17 protein-coding genes are annotated in these 16,447 nt (G+C 59.8%); 6 read left to right on the top strand and 11 right to left on the bottom strand.

Annotated elements, in window-relative coordinates; all coding sequences use genetic code 11:
* The first annotated feature begins 37 nt into the window (after nt 1–37).
* From AB4X18_RS09220 to AB4X18_RS09210, 3 genes are read left to right on the top strand one after another with little or no spacing between them, the layout of a single operon-like run.
* The gene (locus AB4X18_RS09220; protein ID WP_432817320.1) at nt 38–913 is read left to right on the top strand and encodes an ABC transporter permease subunit; all 876 of its coding nucleotides are present in this window, start codon (nt 38–40) and stop codon (nt 911–913) included.
* Nucleotides 910–1,731 carry an ABC transporter permease gene (locus tag AB4X18_RS09215; protein WP_370399802.1) on the top strand — a complete coding sequence of 274 codons (822 nt, stop codon included), beginning with the start codon at nt 910–912 and terminating at the stop codon, nt 1,729–1,731. Before AB4X18_RS09220 ends, AB4X18_RS09215 begins: the two co-directional genes overlap by 4 nt.
* A complete protein-coding gene (locus AB4X18_RS09210) occupies nt 1,728–3,056 on the top strand; it encodes an NAD(P)/FAD-dependent oxidoreductase (RefSeq protein WP_370399801.1) in 1,329 nt (442 codons plus the stop codon). Before AB4X18_RS09215 ends, AB4X18_RS09210 begins: the two co-directional genes overlap by 4 nt.
* Here AB4X18_RS09210 and AB4X18_RS09205 read toward each other — a convergent pair.
* Nucleotides 3,045–3,710, bottom strand: coding sequence for a flagellar hook capping FlgD N-terminal domain-containing protein (locus AB4X18_RS09205; protein WP_432817319.1), 666 nt, complete (start codon nt 3,708–3,710; stop codon nt 3,045–3,047). The genes AB4X18_RS09210 and AB4X18_RS09205 overlap by 12 nt on opposite strands.
* Before the next feature lie 12 nt (nt 3,711–3,722).
* Entirely contained in the window at nt 3,723–5,057 is a 1,335-nt protein-coding gene (locus AB4X18_RS09200) for a flagellar hook-length control protein FliK (protein WP_370399799.1), read from the bottom strand.
* A gap of 117 nt (nt 5,058–5,174) precedes the next feature.
* Between AB4X18_RS09200 and AB4X18_RS09195 the strand changes: the two genes are divergently transcribed.
* On the top strand, nt 5,175–5,456 hold the full coding sequence (locus AB4X18_RS09195) for a rod-binding protein (RefSeq protein WP_370399798.1): 282 nt from the start codon (nt 5,175–5,177) through the stop codon (nt 5,454–5,456).
* The gene (locus AB4X18_RS09190; RefSeq protein WP_370399797.1) at nt 5,446–5,817 is read left to right on the top strand and encodes a flagellar biosynthesis protein FlgN; all 372 of its coding nucleotides are present in this window, start codon (nt 5,446–5,448) and stop codon (nt 5,815–5,817) included. The genes AB4X18_RS09195 and AB4X18_RS09190 overlap by 11 nt, the downstream gene beginning before the upstream one ends.
* A 152-nt stretch (nt 5,818–5,969) precedes the next feature.
* Here the strand turns inward: AB4X18_RS09190 and AB4X18_RS09185 are convergent, their stop codons facing one another.
* Complete coding sequence (locus tag AB4X18_RS09185) at nt 5,970–7,427, bottom strand: flagellar hook protein FlgE (protein WP_432817318.1); 1,458 nt, start codon at nt 7,425–7,427, stop codon at nt 5,970–5,972.
* Nucleotides 7,428–7,539: 112 nt separating this feature from the next.
* Complete coding sequence (locus AB4X18_RS09180) at nt 7,540–8,385, bottom strand: flagellar motor protein MotB (protein ID WP_370399796.1); 846 nt, start codon at nt 8,383–8,385, stop codon at nt 7,540–7,542.
* A 140-nt stretch (nt 8,386–8,525) separates the two neighbouring features.
* Here AB4X18_RS09180 and AB4X18_RS09175 point away from each other — a divergent pair, with 140 nt between their 5' ends.
* Nucleotides 8,526–9,761 (top strand): MFS transporter, encoded by a 1,236-nt coding sequence (locus AB4X18_RS09175; protein ID WP_370399795.1) that lies wholly within the window; start codon nt 8,526–8,528, stop codon nt 9,759–9,761.
* 165 nt (nt 9,762–9,926) lie between these two features.
* Here AB4X18_RS09175 and AB4X18_RS09170 read toward each other — a convergent pair whose 3' ends face one another.
* The 7 genes from AB4X18_RS09170 to purH all read right to left on the bottom strand — a co-directional run bounded on the left by AB4X18_RS09170 (nt 9,927) and on the right by purH (nt 16,443).
* Nucleotides 9,927–10,526: a short chain dehydrogenase gene (locus tag AB4X18_RS09170; RefSeq protein ID WP_370399794.1), complete on the bottom strand. Its 600-nt coding sequence runs from the start codon at nt 10,524–10,526 to the stop codon at nt 9,927–9,929.
* Nucleotides 10,523–10,885: a MerR family transcriptional regulator gene (locus AB4X18_RS09165; protein WP_370399793.1), complete on the bottom strand. Its 363-nt coding sequence runs from the start codon at nt 10,883–10,885 to the stop codon at nt 10,523–10,525. The genes AB4X18_RS09170 and AB4X18_RS09165 overlap by 4 nt, the downstream gene beginning before the upstream one ends.
* 109 nt (nt 10,886–10,994) lie before the next feature.
* Nucleotides 10,995–12,311: a M16 family metallopeptidase gene (locus AB4X18_RS09160; protein ID WP_432817317.1), complete on the bottom strand. Its 1,317-nt coding sequence runs from the start codon at nt 12,309–12,311 to the stop codon at nt 10,995–10,997.
* The gene (locus tag AB4X18_RS09155; protein WP_370399792.1) at nt 12,308–13,660 is read right to left on the bottom strand and encodes a M16 family metallopeptidase; all 1,353 of its coding nucleotides are present in this window, start codon (nt 13,658–13,660) and stop codon (nt 12,308–12,310) included. Before AB4X18_RS09155 ends, AB4X18_RS09160 begins: the two co-directional genes overlap by 4 nt.
* 125 nt (nt 13,661–13,785) lie before the next feature.
* Nucleotides 13,786–14,304 (bottom strand): DUF3035 domain-containing protein, encoded by a 519-nt coding sequence (locus AB4X18_RS09150; protein ID WP_370399791.1) that lies wholly within the window; start codon nt 14,302–14,304, stop codon nt 13,786–13,788.
* A gap of 50 nt (nt 14,305–14,354) precedes the next feature.
* Complete coding sequence (gene lspA / locus AB4X18_RS09145; protein ID WP_370399790.1) at nt 14,355–14,855, bottom strand: signal peptidase II; 501 nt, start codon at nt 14,853–14,855, stop codon at nt 14,355–14,357.
* A gap of 1 nt (nt 14,856) precedes the next feature.
* Nucleotides 14,857–16,443 carry a bifunctional phosphoribosylaminoimidazolecarboxamide formyltransferase/IMP cyclohydrolase gene (gene purH / locus AB4X18_RS09140; RefSeq protein WP_370399789.1) on the bottom strand — a complete coding sequence of 529 codons (1,587 nt, stop codon included), beginning with the start codon at nt 16,441–16,443 and terminating at the stop codon, nt 14,857–14,859.
* Between the last annotated feature and the right edge of the window lie 4 nt (nt 16,444–16,447).

Below are 16,447 nucleotides of genomic sequence, written 5' to 3'. Positions count from 1 at the left end.
GCCACATGCGCTCCGCCAAATAGGGGAGTTACGATAGATGCGGCGCGCGGCCCTCATAGCAGTGCCTTATGCCTGGCTGCTGGTGCTGTTTCTGGTGCCCTTTCTGATCGTCTTCAAGATTTCGCTGTCGGATGCGGCACTGGCGATCCCGCCGTATACCCCGACCCTGAAAGATGGCCTTGCTGCCCTTTTGGCCGAGCTGGATTTCGAGAACTTCGTCTTCCTGACTGAAGACGATCTGTATTGGAAAGCCTACCTCAGTTCCCTGCGGATTGCGGTGCTGTCGACCCTGCTGACGTTGCTGGTGGGGTATCCTATGGCCTATGCGATGGCCCGTGCACCGGAGGAATGGCGCCCGACACTGATGATGCTGGTGATCCTGCCTTTCTGGACCTCTTTCCTGATCCGCGTTTATGCGTGGATGGGGATACTCAGCAATGAAGGGCTGTTGAACCAGTTGCTTCTGTCATTGGGTCTGATCTCTGAACCGCTCACGATCCTGAACACCACGACTGCCGTCTACATCGGCATCGTCTATACCTATCTGCCATTCATGATCCTGCCGATCTATGCCGCGTTGGATCGGCTGGATGGATCGCTTATCGAAGCGGCCGAGGACCTTGGATGTTCCCGGTTGCAGGCCTTCTGGCTGGTGACAATCCCACTGTCAAAAAATGGCATCATCGCCGGCAGCTTTCTGGTGTTCATTCCGGCGCTGGGCGAATTCGTGATCCCGTCCTTGCTGGGGGGCTCCGGCACGCTGATGATCGGGAAGGTTCTGTGGGAGGAATTCTTCAACAACCGTGATTGGCCGGTGGCTTCGGCGGTGGCAATCATCCTGCTGCTGATCCTTGTCGTCCCGATCGTGCTGTTCCAGCGGAACCAGCAGAAACAGGCGGAGGCAGAGCAATGAACCGTCTCAGCTGGTTCAATGTCACGTCGCTGACGCTGGGGTTTGCGTTCCTGTATCTGCCGATGATCATCCTGGTGGTCTACAGCTTCAACGCCTCCAAGCTCGTGACGGTCTGGGCGGGGTTTTCAACCAGATGGTACGGTGAACTCCTCCAGAACGAGGCGTTTCTGGATGCGGCTTGGGTGACGCTGAAGGTCGCTGTGATCTCTTCGACCTTTGCTACGGTGCTGGGCACGATGGCCGCCTATGTGCTGGTGCGTGGCGGGCGTTTTTTGGGGCGGACTTTGTTTTCCGGCATGGTCTATGCACCGCTGGTCATGCCCGAAGTGATCACCGGCCTGTCGCTGTTGCTGTTGTTCATTGGGATCGGGTTGGACCGGGGCGTGCTGACGATTGTGTTGGCCCATACGACGTTTTCCATGTGCTATGTGTCTGTGGTGGTTTCTTCCCGCCTGGTGTCGTTCGACCGCGCGTTGGAGGAAGCCGCGCTTGATCTGGGGGCCTCCCCATGGGAGGCGTTCCGACTTGTGACGCTGCCCATCATTGCGCCTGCGGTCATTTCCGGCTGGTTGCTGGCGTTTACCCTGTCGTTGGATGATCTGGTCATCGCGTCATTCACATCCGGTCCTTCCGCCACGACGCTGCCGATCAAGATTTTTTCCGCCGTTCGGCTGGGCGTATCGCCCGAGATCAACGCCCTGTCGACGATCATGATCGGCATCGTCACGGTGGGTGTGATCAGTGCATCGCTCATCAGCAAGCGCAGCGCGATCAAGGCGCAGGCTGATGCACAGGCGGCCGAACGCGCAGGCGCATGAACCGGATCTATCCCGCCTTTGCCTATGGCGACGGTCCGCGCATGGGATGCTGGTGGGACCAAACATGCGATGCGCCCGATCGCGCCGCGCTGCAAGGAGATCTGCGTTGCGATGTGGCGGTGATCGGCGGGGGATTCACCGGGATCAGCGCGGCCCTGCATCTGGCCGATGCAGGCGTTTCAGTAGCGGTGCTGGAGGAGCGCTATGTCGGCTTCGGTGCGTCGGGCAGAAATGGCGGGTTTTGCTGCTTGGGCGGCGGCATGCTGGATGATGCAGCACTGGATTCCCAATTTGGCCGCAACGAACGCCTCGCGTGGCGTCATGCCGAACGCGATGCCATTGCGCTCGTCGAAGATATCCTGATCCGGTACGGCATCGATGTGGATCGACACTCTGCCGGGGAAACCCAGCTTGCGCATCGTCCGCGCGGCTATGACGCCATGAAGGGTCAGGTGGCGCAATACGCGGAAAACTACGGGATCGAAGCCCGCCTCATGCCGCCTGACGCGCTGGAGGAAGAGGGCATGCAGGCGGGGTTTCATGGTGCGATCACCGTTTCCGTCGGTTTTGGCATGAACCCCCGGAAATACATCACCGGGCTGGCATCAGCGGCCGAAGCTGCCGGGGCGGTAATCTATCACGAAAGCGGGGTTCAGACGATTTCGGGCGGGGCGAATGGCTATACGCTTGAAACACCCAAGGGACGGGTGACCGCTGACCGCGTGATCATCGGTACAAATGGCTACTCCTCCGAAGACCTGCCGCGCTGGTTGGCGGGGCGCTATATGCCGACACAGTCCAGCATCATCGTTTCGAGGCCGCTGACACAGTCAGAATTGGGCGCGCAGGGCTGGACCTCTGGGCAGGCGTGCTATGACACCCGGCACCTGCTGCACTATTTCCGGTTGATGCCGGACAACCGTATGCTGTTTGGTGTGCGCGGCGGTTTGTTGGCGACGGCTGGTTCCGAAGCCCGCGCGCTGCAACGGGCGCGGGCGGATTTCGACCGGATGTTTCCGGCATGGCACGACGTTGAAACACCATACGGCTGGTCCGGAATGGTCTGCATCGCGCGCAACCGCATGCCATTTGTGGGCGAGGTGCCCGATCAGCCCGGTATGTTTGCTGGCCTGTGTTATCACGGAAACGGCGTTGCCATGGCCAGCTATTCCGGCGCGCTGCTGGCGGATCTGGCACAGGGCAAAACCCCGCGCTATGGCTATCCGCAAGCCATGCAGCGCCCGCTTGCAAAGTTTGAGCTTGGCCGTTTTCGTCGTGCGGTGATGCCCGTGGCCTACGCCGGGTTCGCCCTGTCAGACAGGTGAGGCCCCCGGCGCGCGCAACCCGGTCACATCATCGGTGCGCAAGGTGCCCCCCCCTTCGGTAATCAACACGGTCTCCCCCTGCTCGATCCGGGCTTCGGTGATGCGGGCGTAGGTTTGGGCGGGCGCGGTGCCGATCACTTCGCCGGCACGGCGGCTTTCAATGGCAAAACTGTACTGCCCAGCGGGGAACGGCGCGCCATCCGATGACACACCGGCCCAGACGACTTCCTGTGCGGCGACGGGCAGCGCGTTGCGCTGCACCTCCGTGCCGCGGGAATCGGTGACCACCAGCACGACCTCGTCTGCATTTGGCGCGGGCTTGGAAGCCACACTGATCGGGTTCCCGTCGAAGAAAGCGGGTGTGGTGCTGCGCGCTTCCATCCCGATCCAGCTTGCAAGCTGGGCCATATTGCCCGCGCCCAGCTGGGTGCTAAGAGCGGTCAGAATGTCGTTGGATTTTACCTGCTGTTCCACCATCGAGAACTGCGCAAGTTGCGCGGCATATTCGGTGGCGTCAATCGGTTCGAGCGGATCCTGGTTTTCCGCCTGCGTGGTCAGCAGTTTGATGAAGGTTTCGAAATCAGACGACAGATTGATCCCGGTTTGCGCAGGGCGTACGGCAGCAGTGGGTGCGGGTGACGGGGTGATTTCCATGGTTCTGCTCCTTTACAGCCGTATGTCGACGCCGGTCGCGGCACCAGTGGCCAGCGCAATCTCCAGCGGTGGGGTATCTGTTTCTTCCAGCGCGGGGCGTTGCGCGTCGTCATGCAGGTCTTGTTCCTGCGATGTTTGCGCATCAGATCCGCCAGAGAATGAGAACGCGATGTTTTCGTACCCGAGCGATTGAAGCTGTTGCCCGAGCTGACCGATATGCCTGCGCAACAAATCAACCGTTTCAGGTCGCTCCGCCACGATGTTCAGTACGATACCTGCATCTTGTGTGGACACGGAAAGCCGCACGCGCCCCAGTTCTTCGGGGCTGAGTGTGATTTCGACCGGCCGGGCAGGCATGTGGTGCGCCACGTCCGCGATCTGGCGCGCCATGTGCATGGCCAGGTCCGCACGTGGAGGCAATGGTGTGACCCCGCTTGCAGGGGCGCCGGATCCCGGACCCTCACTACGACCCAGCGCGAATACCTCGCCGTGTGCGCTGCTAGACCTCTCGACTGCTTCGGGGCGCATTTGATGTGGTACGCCCGAAGATAGGATGCGCAATGTCGCGATTTGTGGATTTGTTTGCGCCATCGGTGTTGGTGTTGCGGTATTGGCCGGGGTTGGAGGGACGGCGGGGACGTCCGCACCCTGCGCTTTCAGGGAGCGTTTCGGAGGCGCTATCGCTGCTTGCTGGATCACCTGCCCCGGTGGTTGTTGGGTCGGAGGGATCACGCCAGTCGGCGGCGGTGTATGGATTGGACCTGTGTCGGCCCGGCTGGTCTTGAACAACGGATTTTGCAGATCTGCTTGTGCTGTTGATGGCAGCTCAACCGGCGGAGTGGCGGCAGGGCGCCCCAATCCTTCAGAAGGTTCCACAGCCGACATTTGCAGTAATTGCATGCGCCCCGGCGTCAAAGCGAAAGCCGCCTTTGCAGGCGTAGCTGCAGGTTCAACATCGGGTGTCCCAAGACCCACGTTCCTGCCGTTTGCGATATCTTGCGGTGGCTCTTTTTCCAGACCGGGAGGCGATGCAACGAAGGTATCGGGCGTTTCAGCTTCCGCCGCCAGTGTCATTTCCGGTGCGCGATCCACCGCTGACTGATCAACAGGATCAGCATCTGGAACGGGTAAATTCGCCACCAAGTCTTTTGGTGAGCCGGGTGTCTGGTCAGTTGTCAGGTCTGCGGCAAACACATCGGCAAATTCCGGTAAATCGGAATCCGCTTGCAGAACTGTTGCGATACTTTCCGCGCTCTCTCCCGGCTGGGTCGGCGTCGAAGCGCCCGTGGCAGTGGGGACAGCAGCGGGGGTGCCCCCGGTGGATTGAGGTATCAGAAAGGACTGCATCGGGATCTCCGTGGCTTTGTTGAGCACGCAAGTCCTTATCCTCGTCGGGCCTTACCACTTGTTTACCGACTTGAGCGCATGCTGGTCAAAAGTACGCTGCAATTTAAGGACCCAACCATGGACATACCGCCAGTCTTGCCGGTGCCCGTCGATCCTGCCGCAAAGGATGCTGCGCTGCGCCGCGCCGCGCAGGCGCTTGAGGCGACCTTTCTTGCCGAAATGCTCAACGCTGCCGGCCTTGGCGCTGCGCGGGAAGGGTTGGGTGGTGGCGGTGCGGGGGAAGACCACTTTGCCTCTTTCCTGTCGCGCGAACACGCCCGGATCATGGTCGAAGGCGGCGGAATTGGCCTGAGCGAATCAATTTTCAACGCCCTGAAGGAGCAAGCAGATGACAGATGACAAAACCAAGAACACAGAACGCGACGGGGTTGTCGCCCTGAACACGCTGCTGGATGCAGAGCGGGAAGCCTTGTTGCAGGGAGATCTGGAAAGCCTTGCGGACATGCTGCCGACCAAGGAGGCGCTGATCGAAGACATGAACGAAGCACCGCCTGCCGATATCGCGGCGGTGCAGGCGTTGGGTGGCAAGGTGCGCCGAAACCAATTGCTTTTGGACGGCGCGTTGGAAGGCATTCGTGCCGCAGTCAAGCGCATGGCCGAAATGCGAGAGATTCGCGCCGGGCTGGAAACCTACGGCGCCGATGGACAAAAACGTCAGATCGCCACTGACGCTACAAATTCGGTCGAAAAGCGCGCCTGACGCTTTGATTCAAATCCGGCCCAAGGCGGCGGACCGGATTCACCCAGTGTTAACGCAAGACAACGCATGTTTCTGCTGCATCCGAGGTCGGATGGCGCATCGCGTGACGTTCAAGGCGCATGCAAAGGTCAGAATGGCATTTCCGTCCAACCCTAGGGGGGTGGGACAAAACGGGCGCAAAGCGTCAATGACTGAAGGAACATGCTTATGTCGAGCATTCTTACGAACAACAGCGCAATGGTGGCGCTGCAAACTCTCAAGTCCATCAACGCCAATCTGGCCGGAACACAGAACGAGATTTCGACCGGCAAGGCCGTTTCGAACGCCAAGGACAATTCGACGGTCTGGATCACCTTGGCGTTTGATGAATACGCACGCTGTGTCTGGATCATGGATGTGAGCTCCCCCGCGACATCGGTGGCCGATTCCTCAAGCGAGAAGGCGACGATATCGCCCGTTGGTCCGTCAGAGGCATCCCATAAAAAGAACGACCCACTTTCGACGGAGGGCTGGTAAATCTGCTGATCCAGCGCCTGCATTCCGTTGGGATTGGGCAAATCGACAAGCGGAACCTGATAGATGGTGCGGGTAATGCCAGTATCGAAATAGGCGTATACATAGCCATTCGGATCGACCTCGACCGAGGTCATGTTACCAACCGGAGAGCCGTCCTTGGAAATGGAGACAGGCGCGAAATTGTCAGACAACTGGGTAATCCCGTCGCTGTCGCCGGTGCGCCCAATATCGATTTCAATCGGCCCTCCGGCGACGTCGACGATCAGGCGGCCCGTCGCGGGATCATAAGCGCCGCCCGGTGCGCCGGGCGATTGGGTGACAGTGGCCATTGTCCCACCCGCGGTCCGGTCATCCGCAAAGGTCAACTGGTACTCGCCGATGGTCACCCCGGGCGAGGCGCTGTCGGTCATCGTGACGGTCCAGGTATTTGATGACCCGGTGGCCGGAACCGTAGGGGAAAAGACGATGTTGATGTTCTCGGACGTGCCAAGATTGTCATAATATTCGACCGACAGTTCCTGTAGGTCCCCGGCAGCACCGGCATCCGTTTCTGTTGCGGGCAGGTTGATGCCCAGCGTCAGGCTGGTTGTCGGTTCGCCAGAGAACTGGTTGACGTTGATCTGCACGGGTTCCAACCCATCGGCAGTGTCACGTGGATAGCTGGGAATACTCCCGTCCGGCAGGGCAGGCCAGCCCATCAGAACAAGGCCCGATGATGTGCGCAAATACCCTTCCGCATCGGTACGGAAAGACCCGGTCGTTGTCAGAAACATCTCCGTATCGCCGTTCGCGACTTCCACATCAGTCGCCTGCGACACTGGCAGGAACCCGCGTCCGCGCACCGCCAGATCCGTGGCATTTGAGGTCGACACAAGCGGCCCGCGCTGGTCGATCAGGCGTTCGGACGTGGCCCGTACACCGCCCGCCGAATAGGTGCCTCCGCGCGAAGAGATCACCAGCGATTGAAAATCTGCTTCGACCCGTTTGTAGCCATAGGTCGAAGAATTCGCGATGTTGTCCGAAATCGTCGCAAGCCGCGTTGCGTTTGCCTGCAATCCTGCCACCCCGGCGTTGAGCGAGGAAGAAATTGTCATTGAGAGGCCTTTCTGCTGTATCAACTGAACCCGCCCCTCCCTTAGCCCCTTCCGGTTTAAGGCGGCGCTAACAGATAAAATGCCGTCTATTCCGCTTTCTCGGCATACCGGTTCAGTTTCGGGGAATGTTGCGCAGCAGGATTATCTCAAGCCTGTTGTTGCGCGCGCTCATGGGATTGTTGACCACGGGTTTGCGGTCAGCATGCCCGGTCACGCGCTGGACCCGCTGTGGAGTGACCCCTGCGCCTTCCAAAAGCACACGCATGGACGTGGCGCGCGCCGCAGACAGTTCCCACACCGGGCTTTCCGCCAGAACGACAGGGTTGGCGCGGACGTGGCCGCCGATTGCAATCTCATTTGTAACGGAACGTGCAGCCTGGGTAATTACCGCCGCAAGATCACGCAGTAATTGCATCGGCTCGGCGCTGGCTTCCTCAAACAGGGGAATGCCTTCAAGATCATAAATCTCGATCACCAGCCCCTCGTCCGTGATCCGGGTCACGATATGGCGCAGAGTATTCTCCATCACCTGGCTTTCGCCCCCGCCTCCTGACAGAAGCGCTTCGATTTCTTCCAGTTTGGCCTGTTCAGCTTCCGCCTTGACGGAGTTGGTCCCGGTGGTGCCCCGCGCCTGCACCTCGCGGGAGGAAAACTGTGCGCTGGAACCGGTACCGTTCTGTGCAAGTGCTTCTTCTGAAAAGATGCTGTCCCCGCCAAAGGCACCATTCCCGCCGCCGGACACCCGGTTGATCGGTATCGTCGGGGAGAAATAGTCGGCAATCCCCTTGCGTTGCTGTTCCGTCGTCGCATTCAGCAGCCACATCAACATGAAGAATGCCATCATCGCGGTTACAAAATCCGCATAGGCAACTTTCCAGGCACCACCATGATGCCCGCCGCCGCCGACGACCTTCTTGCGTTTGATGATGACTGGTGCCGCATTTGCTTGCGCACCCATCTACACCACCTTCTATCTCACCCGGAGAGAGGTCTATCTGCACAGCCGTTGCGGTTGCCTTAACAGATAAACTTGTCAGCTATTTCCCTTTCGATGCTGGTTTCGCTTGCGCAGGGCAGCACCCTGATCGCAGATGAGGCATGACCCTTCTGCACCCTGAAACCGACAGCCCCTATGCCTGGGGCCGCCTTGTCCTGACAATGCTCGTCGCACTGATCGCTAATGCCGGTATGTGGGCGATTATCGTGATCATGCCGGCAGTCGAGGCAGAGTTCGGGACGGATCGCGCCGCATCTTCAATGCCGTATACGCTCACGATGATTGGTTTTGCGCTGGGCAATTATTTCCTGGGTCAGGCCGTGGATCGCTTCGGCGTGGTCTGGTCACTGGTCTGTGCGGCGCTGGCGCTGACACTCGGGTTTGCGCTGGCGGTCCTGTCACAGTCGATTGCGATGCTGTCGCTGGCACAACTGGTCATTGGTCTGGCGTCCGCCGTGGGCTTCGGGCCGTTGATTGCGGACATCTCCCATTGGTTCGTGCGCAAGCGTGGCATCGCTGTGGCGCTGGTGGCCAGCGGCAACTACCTCAGCGGGGCGTTCTGGCCGTTGGTGCTGGCGGGCGTACTGCAGGAGGATGGTTGGCGCGCCTGTTACACCATTCTTGGCGCGGCGACGTTCTTCGGTGTCATTCCGATGGCCTTCACCCTGCGTCGCAAGGTGTCGGAGGCAAGCCGGGAAGCAGCACAACATGCCTCAACACTCAATGCACAATCTTCGGGACTAAGCCCGCGTGGTCTGCAAATCCTGCTGGGGATCGCGGGGATCGGCTGCTGCGTGGCCATGTCCATGCCGCAGGTACACATCGTGGCATTGTGCGTCGACATGGGCTTTGGCCCCGCTGTAGGGGCGGAAATGCTGGCGCTGATGCTGATGGCCGGGGTCGGCTCCCGGATTGTATCAGGCCTGTTGGCGGATCGGCTGGGCGGGGTGCGGACGTTGCTGATTGGTTCCGTTCTGCAGTGCATCGCGTTGTTCCTGTACCTGCCCGCTGGCGGGATTGTATCGCTCTATCTGGTGAGCCTGATCTTCGGGTTGAGCCAGGGAGGCATCGTGCCGTCCTACGCGTTGATCGTGCGGGAATATCTGCCCGCGCGCGAAGCAGGCGCACGGGTTGGCTTCGTGATGATGGCGACGATCCTAGGCATGGCGCTGGGCGGATGGCTGTCGGGGCTGATCTACGACCTGAGCGGGTCGTATCAGCTGGCCTTCGTCAACGGGATTGTCTGGAACGGCATGAACATCGCAATCATGGTCTGGCTGCTGTTGCGCAGCCGACCACGTGGCACACCCGCAGCCGAAGCAACAGCGGCGGCGTGACAAATCGGGCTAGCGACAGCTCCGGATGCGCTGCGGCGATGAAGGTTCTTTATGCAGGGCACCACTTGCGAAGTTTTTCGGGCTCTGGTGCGGTCGTGGTTGCGGATTTCGGGACGCAACTCCCCTTCGCAGATTGTACCCACGCCCGGTTTGCGGTTTGGCCAGTCACGCCACGATAACAACCTGTCCAGTCAAAGCGCCTTCTACGCACTTTGCATATGCCAATCCGACCTCATGGGACGGCACCGGCTTGTGACCATGGAACCACGCACCGTATCGCGGCACCGACACGTCCAGCAATCCGGGGCTGACCACATTGAGACGCACGCCACGCGTCATCTCTATCGCGGCGCTCTTGACGAAACCCGCAAGCGCTCCGTTCGCCGTCGCCGCATTTGTTCCCATGCGGATTGGGTCGCGATCAAGAACACCGCTTGTCAGGGTGAACGATCCGCCATCCGCGATGACATTCAATCCAGCAAGGACAAGGTTCACCTGCCCCATCACCTTTTGCCGAAGACCGACCATGAATGCGTCTTGATCCATTTCTGCCAGAGGTGCGAACGTCGCGTCGCCCGCACAGGACACGACCGCATCGAAACGGCCAACCGTTTCATACAGCGCCTTGATCGCTCTCAGGTCAGTTGCATCGAGCTGAAAATCTCCACCCGAGCGGCCGACGGTAATGATCTCATGTCTTTGCCCGAGTTCATTGCAAGCGGCCTTCCCAATATCACCGGCCGCGCCAACCACGATTATCTTCATGTCAGATCCTTCATTGGCTCATCATATCTTAGCAATTTCAGATCGAGGATTGTGCGGCACTGATCCAGCTCCGCTTGTCGATCCTCAAGGCTTTGTCTGTGTGCCAGCAGCGCAGTCCTGCGCTCAGGGATCGTGTCATCGGCGGAAGCATATAGGCCCGCAAAGGCGCGCATCCGGGATATCGGCATTCCGGTTGTTCGCAAGGAAGCCAGCAACACCAGCCAATCCGTATCGGCACTTGAGAATTGTCGTTTCCCGTCGGGTCCACGTTTAATTCTCGGGCAAAGCCCTGATTTCTCATAAAAGCGGATTGTGGAAATACTGAGTCCCGTGCGTTCGGCAATTTCTGAAATCTTCATGGCTGCTCAACCTTTTCAATCAGGTTCATACCTGCCTGAAGCAACTTTAGGTCAAGCAAAACATTCGAGAGGAGCGACAAAGGCCGCTCCTTTTTGCAACTGCGTCAGATCAGTTGGCCGCCGTGCTTTCCACGCCTTCAGGCTGGCCGACAACAACGAAATGCAACCCGTCAGGATCCAGTAATTCGCTGGCCACACGTGAAATATCCTCCGGCGACACCGCCATCACCCGATCGTTTCGCGTGGCGATGTAGTCGATCGGCAGGTCCAGCATCTGCATGCCAACAAGGATGTTCGCAATCGTCGCATTACCGTCAAATCGCAGGGGATACGCCCCAGTGATATAAGTCTTGGCCGCGTCGATCTCTTCCACCGTCAAACCTTCGGTGGCGGCCTTGCGCCATTCGTCACGAATGACCGCTATCGCCTCAGCGATCCGGTCGTTGGATGAACTGACGGACCCCTGATACGTCTCCGCCAGATCACGCGGCGCAAGATAGGAATAGACGCCATAGGTCAGGCCCCGCTTTTCACGCACCTCTTCCATCAGACGACTTTCGAACGATCCGCCGCCAAGGGCATGATTGAGGATGACGGCGGCAAAATAATCCGGATCGCTTTGCTTGATACCCCGCTGGCCAAAAATGGCGACCGATTGCGGTGTCGCGAAGTCGACTACTGTCACACCGGGCGGAATGTCCACCTCCACCCGCTCGGGCCTGGGGGCACCGGTTTCAGGCAGATCGCCCAACAGATCATCCATCAACACGCCCAGTTCGTCCGGCGTGATGTCACCCACCGCACTGATATAGACCCGGTCCTGCGCCAGCACCGCGCGGTGGGCCGCCAGGAGATCGTCACGCGTCAACGCCGCAACGCTCGCCTCTGTGCCATTGAGGGACGACCCATAGGGATGATCCCCGAAGACCAGTTCCCGAAATGTCTGGCGCGCGATGTCGTTGGGGTCCTTCAGATCGGAGCTGATGATCGACTGCACTTGTCCGCGCACCCGCTCAATCGCTTCCGGGTCAAAGCGGGGTTGGGTCAGGGCCGCTTTCAGCAGCGCCATCGATTCAGCGCGGTTCTCGGTCAGGAAACGTGCAGAAACGGAAACCGCGTCGTTTGACGCATCAAACGACAGCGTCGTCGCGAGTTCCTCCTTGGCGCGTACAAAGGCGCGTGCATCCATATCGCCAGCACCTTCTTCCAGCAAAGCCGTCATCAGATTGATGGCGCCGCGTTTGCCCGGGGCATCAAGCGATGCTCCGCCGCGAAACCGTATCTCCACTGCCGCAAAGGGGATGGAAGGTTCTTCCACCAGCCATGCGGTCAGGCCACCAATACTGGTTACTTCCTGAATATCGACTTCGGCCCGTGCAGGCAAAGCCAGCGCGACGGTCATGATCAGGGCAAGGAACACTCTCATTGGTCAGTCTCCGCTTTCATCAACCATCCCGTGACGGACGTGCGGCGATCAAAGACCTCCCGCGCGGCCTGCATGATGTCTTCCGCCGTCACGGCATCAAGAATGCCCGGCCAGTCTTGCACGTCCTCAACGCTCAGCCCGATGGCCAGCGCCCTGCCATAGCGGTTGGCGACCCGCTCCGCATCGTCGCGGGCATAGATTTGCTCGGCCCGGATCTGCAGTTTGATCCGGTCCAGTTGTTCGGGGTCCACGCCATCCTGCAGGAATGCTTCCAACGCCGCATCCATTGCCGCTTCACCTTCTTCGAGGCTGATACCGGCGGCCGGAACGACCACCACGTCAAAGGTGGTATCATCCAGCGTCGCCCCCCGATAAAAAGCGCCGGTATAGGTGGCGATCTGTTGGTCAAACTGCAGTTTCTCCGCGAGATACGATGTGGTCCCGCCTCCCAGAATGTCCGCCAGCAACGTCAGCGCCGCGGCTTTCTCCTGTTCACCGGGGTCGCGTTCCTGTGCAAGGTAGGACCGGCTGACATAAGGCTGCGCCACCCGTGCGTCGCGGAACGTCAGGCGCCGTTCTGCGGTCTGTGGCGGCTCTTGCGAACGGACCCTTTCGGGCAGTTCGGGATTGGCAGGGATGACGCCATAGTACATCTCTGCCAGCCGCCTGACCTCATCGGGTTCAACGTCGCCGGACACCACCAGGATCGCGTTGTTGGGTGAATAATAGGTCTCGTAGAATGACAGCGCGTCTTCCAGATCCAACTGCTCCATCTCATGCCGCCAGCCAATGATCGGCACACCATAGCGGTGATTGAGGTACTGTGCTGCGTTGACCTGTTCGTTGAAAAGCGCGCCGGGGGAATTGTCGGTCCGCTGGTTGCGCTCTTCCAGGATCACGTTACGTTCGGTGCGGATGTTTTCCGGCGTCAGGCGGATGTTGCGCATCCGGTCGCTCTCCATCTGCATCATCAACTCAAGCCTGTCGGCGGCAACACGCTGGAAATACGCGGTGTAGTCATAGCTGGTGAAGGCGTTATCACGCCCGCCATTCGCCGCCACTGTGGCAGAAAACTCGCCCGCTTCCATCTTGTCGGTTGCCTTGAACAACAGGTGCTCAAGGAAATGCGCCACACCGGACGAACCAATCGGCTCATCCGCCGAACCGGCGCGGTACCAGACCATCTGCTGAACGGCAGGGGCGCGGTGATCTTCGACCACGACCACATCCATACCATTATCAAGCGTGAAGCTTGTAACGGCTTCATTCCCGGTTGGATCACTTGCCTGCAAGGGCAAGGAAGACAGAAACAACGCCATAACGGCGGCGGCGAAGGGCAATCGGATCATCAAGGTCCTCACGAACTGCGGGTTTCGCTTTAGGTACGTGGGTTGCGCCCACAATCAAGTCGACCCGCGCAAAAGTGAGCGATCATGCCGCAATGGCGGCGGCAAAGCTCAGATCGCAGTCGGTATCAGAATATGGAAGCACGTACCGGCGGGGGTGCGGACGGCGTGCGCGCACCCGCTCTGCGCCAGCGCTGTGCCTCTGCCTCAGCATCCAGCGCTTGGCGCCGATAGGCTTGATTATAACGATCCACCGGCACGATGCGAATTTGCGTCAGGCGCTGCTTGCGCTTGCGGAACTGGGCGTCCTTTTCTGCAAGGTCTGCGCGAATGTCGGGGTCTACGCCGCTCCGGCTGACATGCTGGACCAAGGCACCATCGCTTGCCGGGATACCGCCATCCGCCGAGTCGAGCCGACCACCGAAGGCAGCTGCCCCTTCAGCCAGGGCAGAACGATCCGTGATGCTGACCTGCCCCGGTGTGGGTGCTGGCAGTTCGGCATAGCTGGGCGGTGCCTCCAGCGGCTTGACCGGTTGGATCAGGAATTCGTCAGGTCCGTTGGAATCCGTGCGCAGATCGCGAAGACCCTTGTTGGCACAGGCCGAAAGGGCCATTGGGATCAGGATCAGTATGACGAGTGCGCGCATGGCGGTCTCCTTTGGTCTGCCTCTTCAATATCGCAGGCAAGCAGGCAATGTCACTGGCGTTTTTTATCCGGACTTCCAGCCGTTGCGCCCTTTCCATCATCGGCAAGAAACACAAGCCCGATCGCCCCGGCAAATATAAAGATGTCGGCCACGTTGAAAACGAAGGGGTTATTGATCCCGCAGCACGACATATTCAGGAAATCAAGCACATAGCCGTACAGGAGCCGATCAAACACATTTGCCACCGCGCCCCCGACCAGCAAGCCGGCGCTGATCTGTGCAATCCGTGGCTGGTTTGAACGCCTGATCCAGATCACTACCGCAGCGGAAATCGCCAGCGCCAAGACGACCAGAAACCACCGGCTTGCCTCCGACCCGTCGCCAAACAGCCCAAAGTTGATGCCCCGGTTCTCGCCATAGCGGAAATTCAAGATCGGCGGCAGCACATCAATCGAACGGATGCGTGCCAGTTCCCACATGTGGATGACCACATATTTGCTGATCTGGTCGATCAGAAACGCCGCAAGGGCTGCAAGGGACAGCGCGCGCATATCAGTGCCTGAAGTGGCGCATGTTGGTGAACACCATCGCCAGCCCCAATTCGTCTGCCGCCGCGATCACTTCTTCATCGCGCATTGAGCCGCCTGGCTGGACAAGCGCGGTCGCCCCCGCTTCCGCCGCAGTGACAAGGCCATCGGCAAAGGGAAAAAATGCGTCCGATGCCACGACTGAGCCTTGCGTCAGTGGCGCGGGCAACCCCATCACCTCCGCCATATCCTGCGCCTTGCGCGCAGCGATCCGCGTGCTGTCCACCCGGCTCATCTGCCCTGCGCCAACGCCGACGGTGGCGCCGTCCTTCACGTAGATGATCGCGTTCGATTTGACATGTTTCGCCACCGTCCAGGCAAAAAGCATATCCGCCAGTTCCTGGGCTGAGGGCTGGCGCTTGGTCACGACCTTCAGGTCATCTGCGCTGACACGGCCCACATCCCGGTCCTGCACCAACCAGCCACCTGACACCTGCCGCACGGCAAGCCCCGCTGCTGTCGGATCGGCAAGCCCGTCCGTGGTCAACAGCCGCAACCGCTCCTTCCTGGCAAAGACCGCGCGTGCGTCGTCATTTGCTCCAGGGGCAATCACCACTTCAGTGAAAATGCCCGAGATGGCCTCTGCCGTAGGGCCATCCAACGGCTGGTTGACCGCGATGATCCCACCAAAAGCAGAGGTCCGGTCACAATCAAACGCCCGTTCATAAGCCGCCGCAAGGGTATCCGCGCGCGCCACGCCGCACGGGTTGGCATGCTTGATGATCGCACAAGCCGGACCCTCTTCGGGCCGAAACTCACTGACCAAAGCAAAGGCCGCGTCCGTGTCGTTGATGTTGTTATAGCTCAGTTCCTTGCCCTGATGTTGCGTGGCACTCGCCAACCCCGCAACCCCAGACCCATCGCTGTAAAAAGACGCGCTCTGATGCGGGTTCTCGCCGTATCGCAAGCTCTGCACCAAAGTTCCGCCGAACGTCCGCCGACGCGGTGTGCCTTCAACCGCCCCCGCCATCCATGTGCTGACCGCCATGTCATAGGCGCTCGTCCGCGCGTACGCCGTCTGCGCCAACCGCTGCCGCAACGCATAGGTCGTTTGGCCCGCGTTCGCATCCATCTCAGCCACAAAAGCGGCGTAATCCTCCGTATCGACGATCACACTCACAAACCCGTGGTTCTTCGCGGCCGAACGGATCATCGCAGGCCCGCCGATATCGATATTCTCGATCACCTCGTCATACGGGGCTCCCTTCGCGACCGTTTCCTCAAACGGATACAAATTCACCACCACCAAATCGATCGCCGCAATTCCGTGGCTCTCCATCGCCGCTACGTGATCATCATTATCCCGCAGCGCCAGCAAGCCGCCATGCACCGCCGGATGCAGCGTTTTGACCCGCCCGTCCATCATCTCGGGGAACCCGGTGACATCTGCCACATCACGCACCTCCAGTCCCGCATCGCGCAGGGCCTTTGCGGTGCCACCTGTCGACAGCAACTCAACCCCATGGCGCGCCAGCGCCTGCCCCAAATCGATCAGGCCGGTCTTGTCGGAAACAGAAAGCAGCGCGCGTTTGACGGGGGAAAGATCGGGCATGTCA

It is taken from the genome of Sulfitobacter rhodophyticola (assembly GCF_041281685.2).
GTDB lineage: Bacteria > Pseudomonadota > Alphaproteobacteria > Rhodobacterales > Rhodobacteraceae > Sulfitobacter.
The sequence above is the reverse complement of the archived record's forward strand: the minus strand, read 5'-3'. Positions and strand labels throughout refer to the sequence as shown.

Coding starts and splice junctions, on each gene's coding strand:
- AB4X18_RS09180 (WP_370399796.1), bottom strand. CDS start 8,385: ATGGGTGCGCAAGCAAATGCGGCACCAGTCATCATCAAACGCAAGAAG.
- AB4X18_RS09215 (WP_370399802.1), top strand. CDS start 910: ATGAACCGTCTCAGCTGGTTCAATGTCACGTCGCTGACGCTGGGGTTT.
- AB4X18_RS09150 (WP_370399791.1), bottom strand. CDS start 14,304: ATGCGCGCACTCGTCATACTGATCCTGATCCCAATGGCCCTTTCGGCC.
- AB4X18_RS09220 (WP_432817320.1), top strand. CDS start 38: ATGCGGCGCGCGGCCCTCATAGCAGTGCCTTATGCCTGGCTGCTGGTG.
- AB4X18_RS09175 (WP_370399795.1), top strand. CDS start 8,526: ATGACCCTTCTGCACCCTGAAACCGACAGCCCCTATGCCTGGGGCCGC.
- AB4X18_RS09170 (WP_370399794.1), bottom strand. CDS start 10,526: ATGAAGATAATCGTGGTTGGCGCGGCCGGTGATATTGGGAAGGCCGCT.
- AB4X18_RS09185 (WP_432817318.1), bottom strand. CDS start 7,427: ATGACAATTTCTTCCTCGCTCAACGCCGGGGTGGCAGGATTGCAGGCA.
- AB4X18_RS09205 (WP_432817319.1), bottom strand. CDS start 3,710: ATGGAAATCACCCCGTCACCCGCACCCACTGCTGCCGTACGCCCTGCG.
- AB4X18_RS09155 (WP_370399792.1), bottom strand. CDS start 13,660: ATGATCCGATTGCCCTTCGCCGCCGCCGTTATGGCGTTGTTTCTGTCT.
- AB4X18_RS09195 (WP_370399798.1), top strand. CDS start 5,175: ATGGACATACCGCCAGTCTTGCCGGTGCCCGTCGATCCTGCCGCAAAG.
- AB4X18_RS09210 (WP_370399801.1), top strand. CDS start 1,728: ATGAACCGGATCTATCCCGCCTTTGCCTATGGCGACGGTCCGCGCATG.
- AB4X18_RS09160 (WP_432817317.1), bottom strand. CDS start 12,311: ATGAGAGTGTTCCTTGCCCTGATCATGACCGTCGCGCTGGCTTTGCCT.
- AB4X18_RS09165 (WP_370399793.1), bottom strand. CDS start 10,885: ATGAAGATTTCAGAAATTGCCGAACGCACGGGACTCAGTATTTCCACA.
- purH (WP_370399789.1), bottom strand. CDS start 16,443: ATGCCCGATCTTTCCCCCGTCAAACGCGCGCTGCTTTCTGTTTCCGAC.
- AB4X18_RS09190 (WP_370399797.1), top strand. CDS start 5,446: ATGACAGATGACAAAACCAAGAACACAGAACGCGACGGGGTTGTCGCC.
- lspA (WP_370399790.1), bottom strand. CDS start 14,855: ATGCGCGCGCTGTCCCTTGCAGCCCTTGCGGCGTTTCTGATCGACCAG.
- AB4X18_RS09200 (WP_370399799.1), bottom strand. CDS start 5,057: ATGCAGTCCTTTCTGATACCTCAATCCACCGGGGGCACCCCCGCTGCT.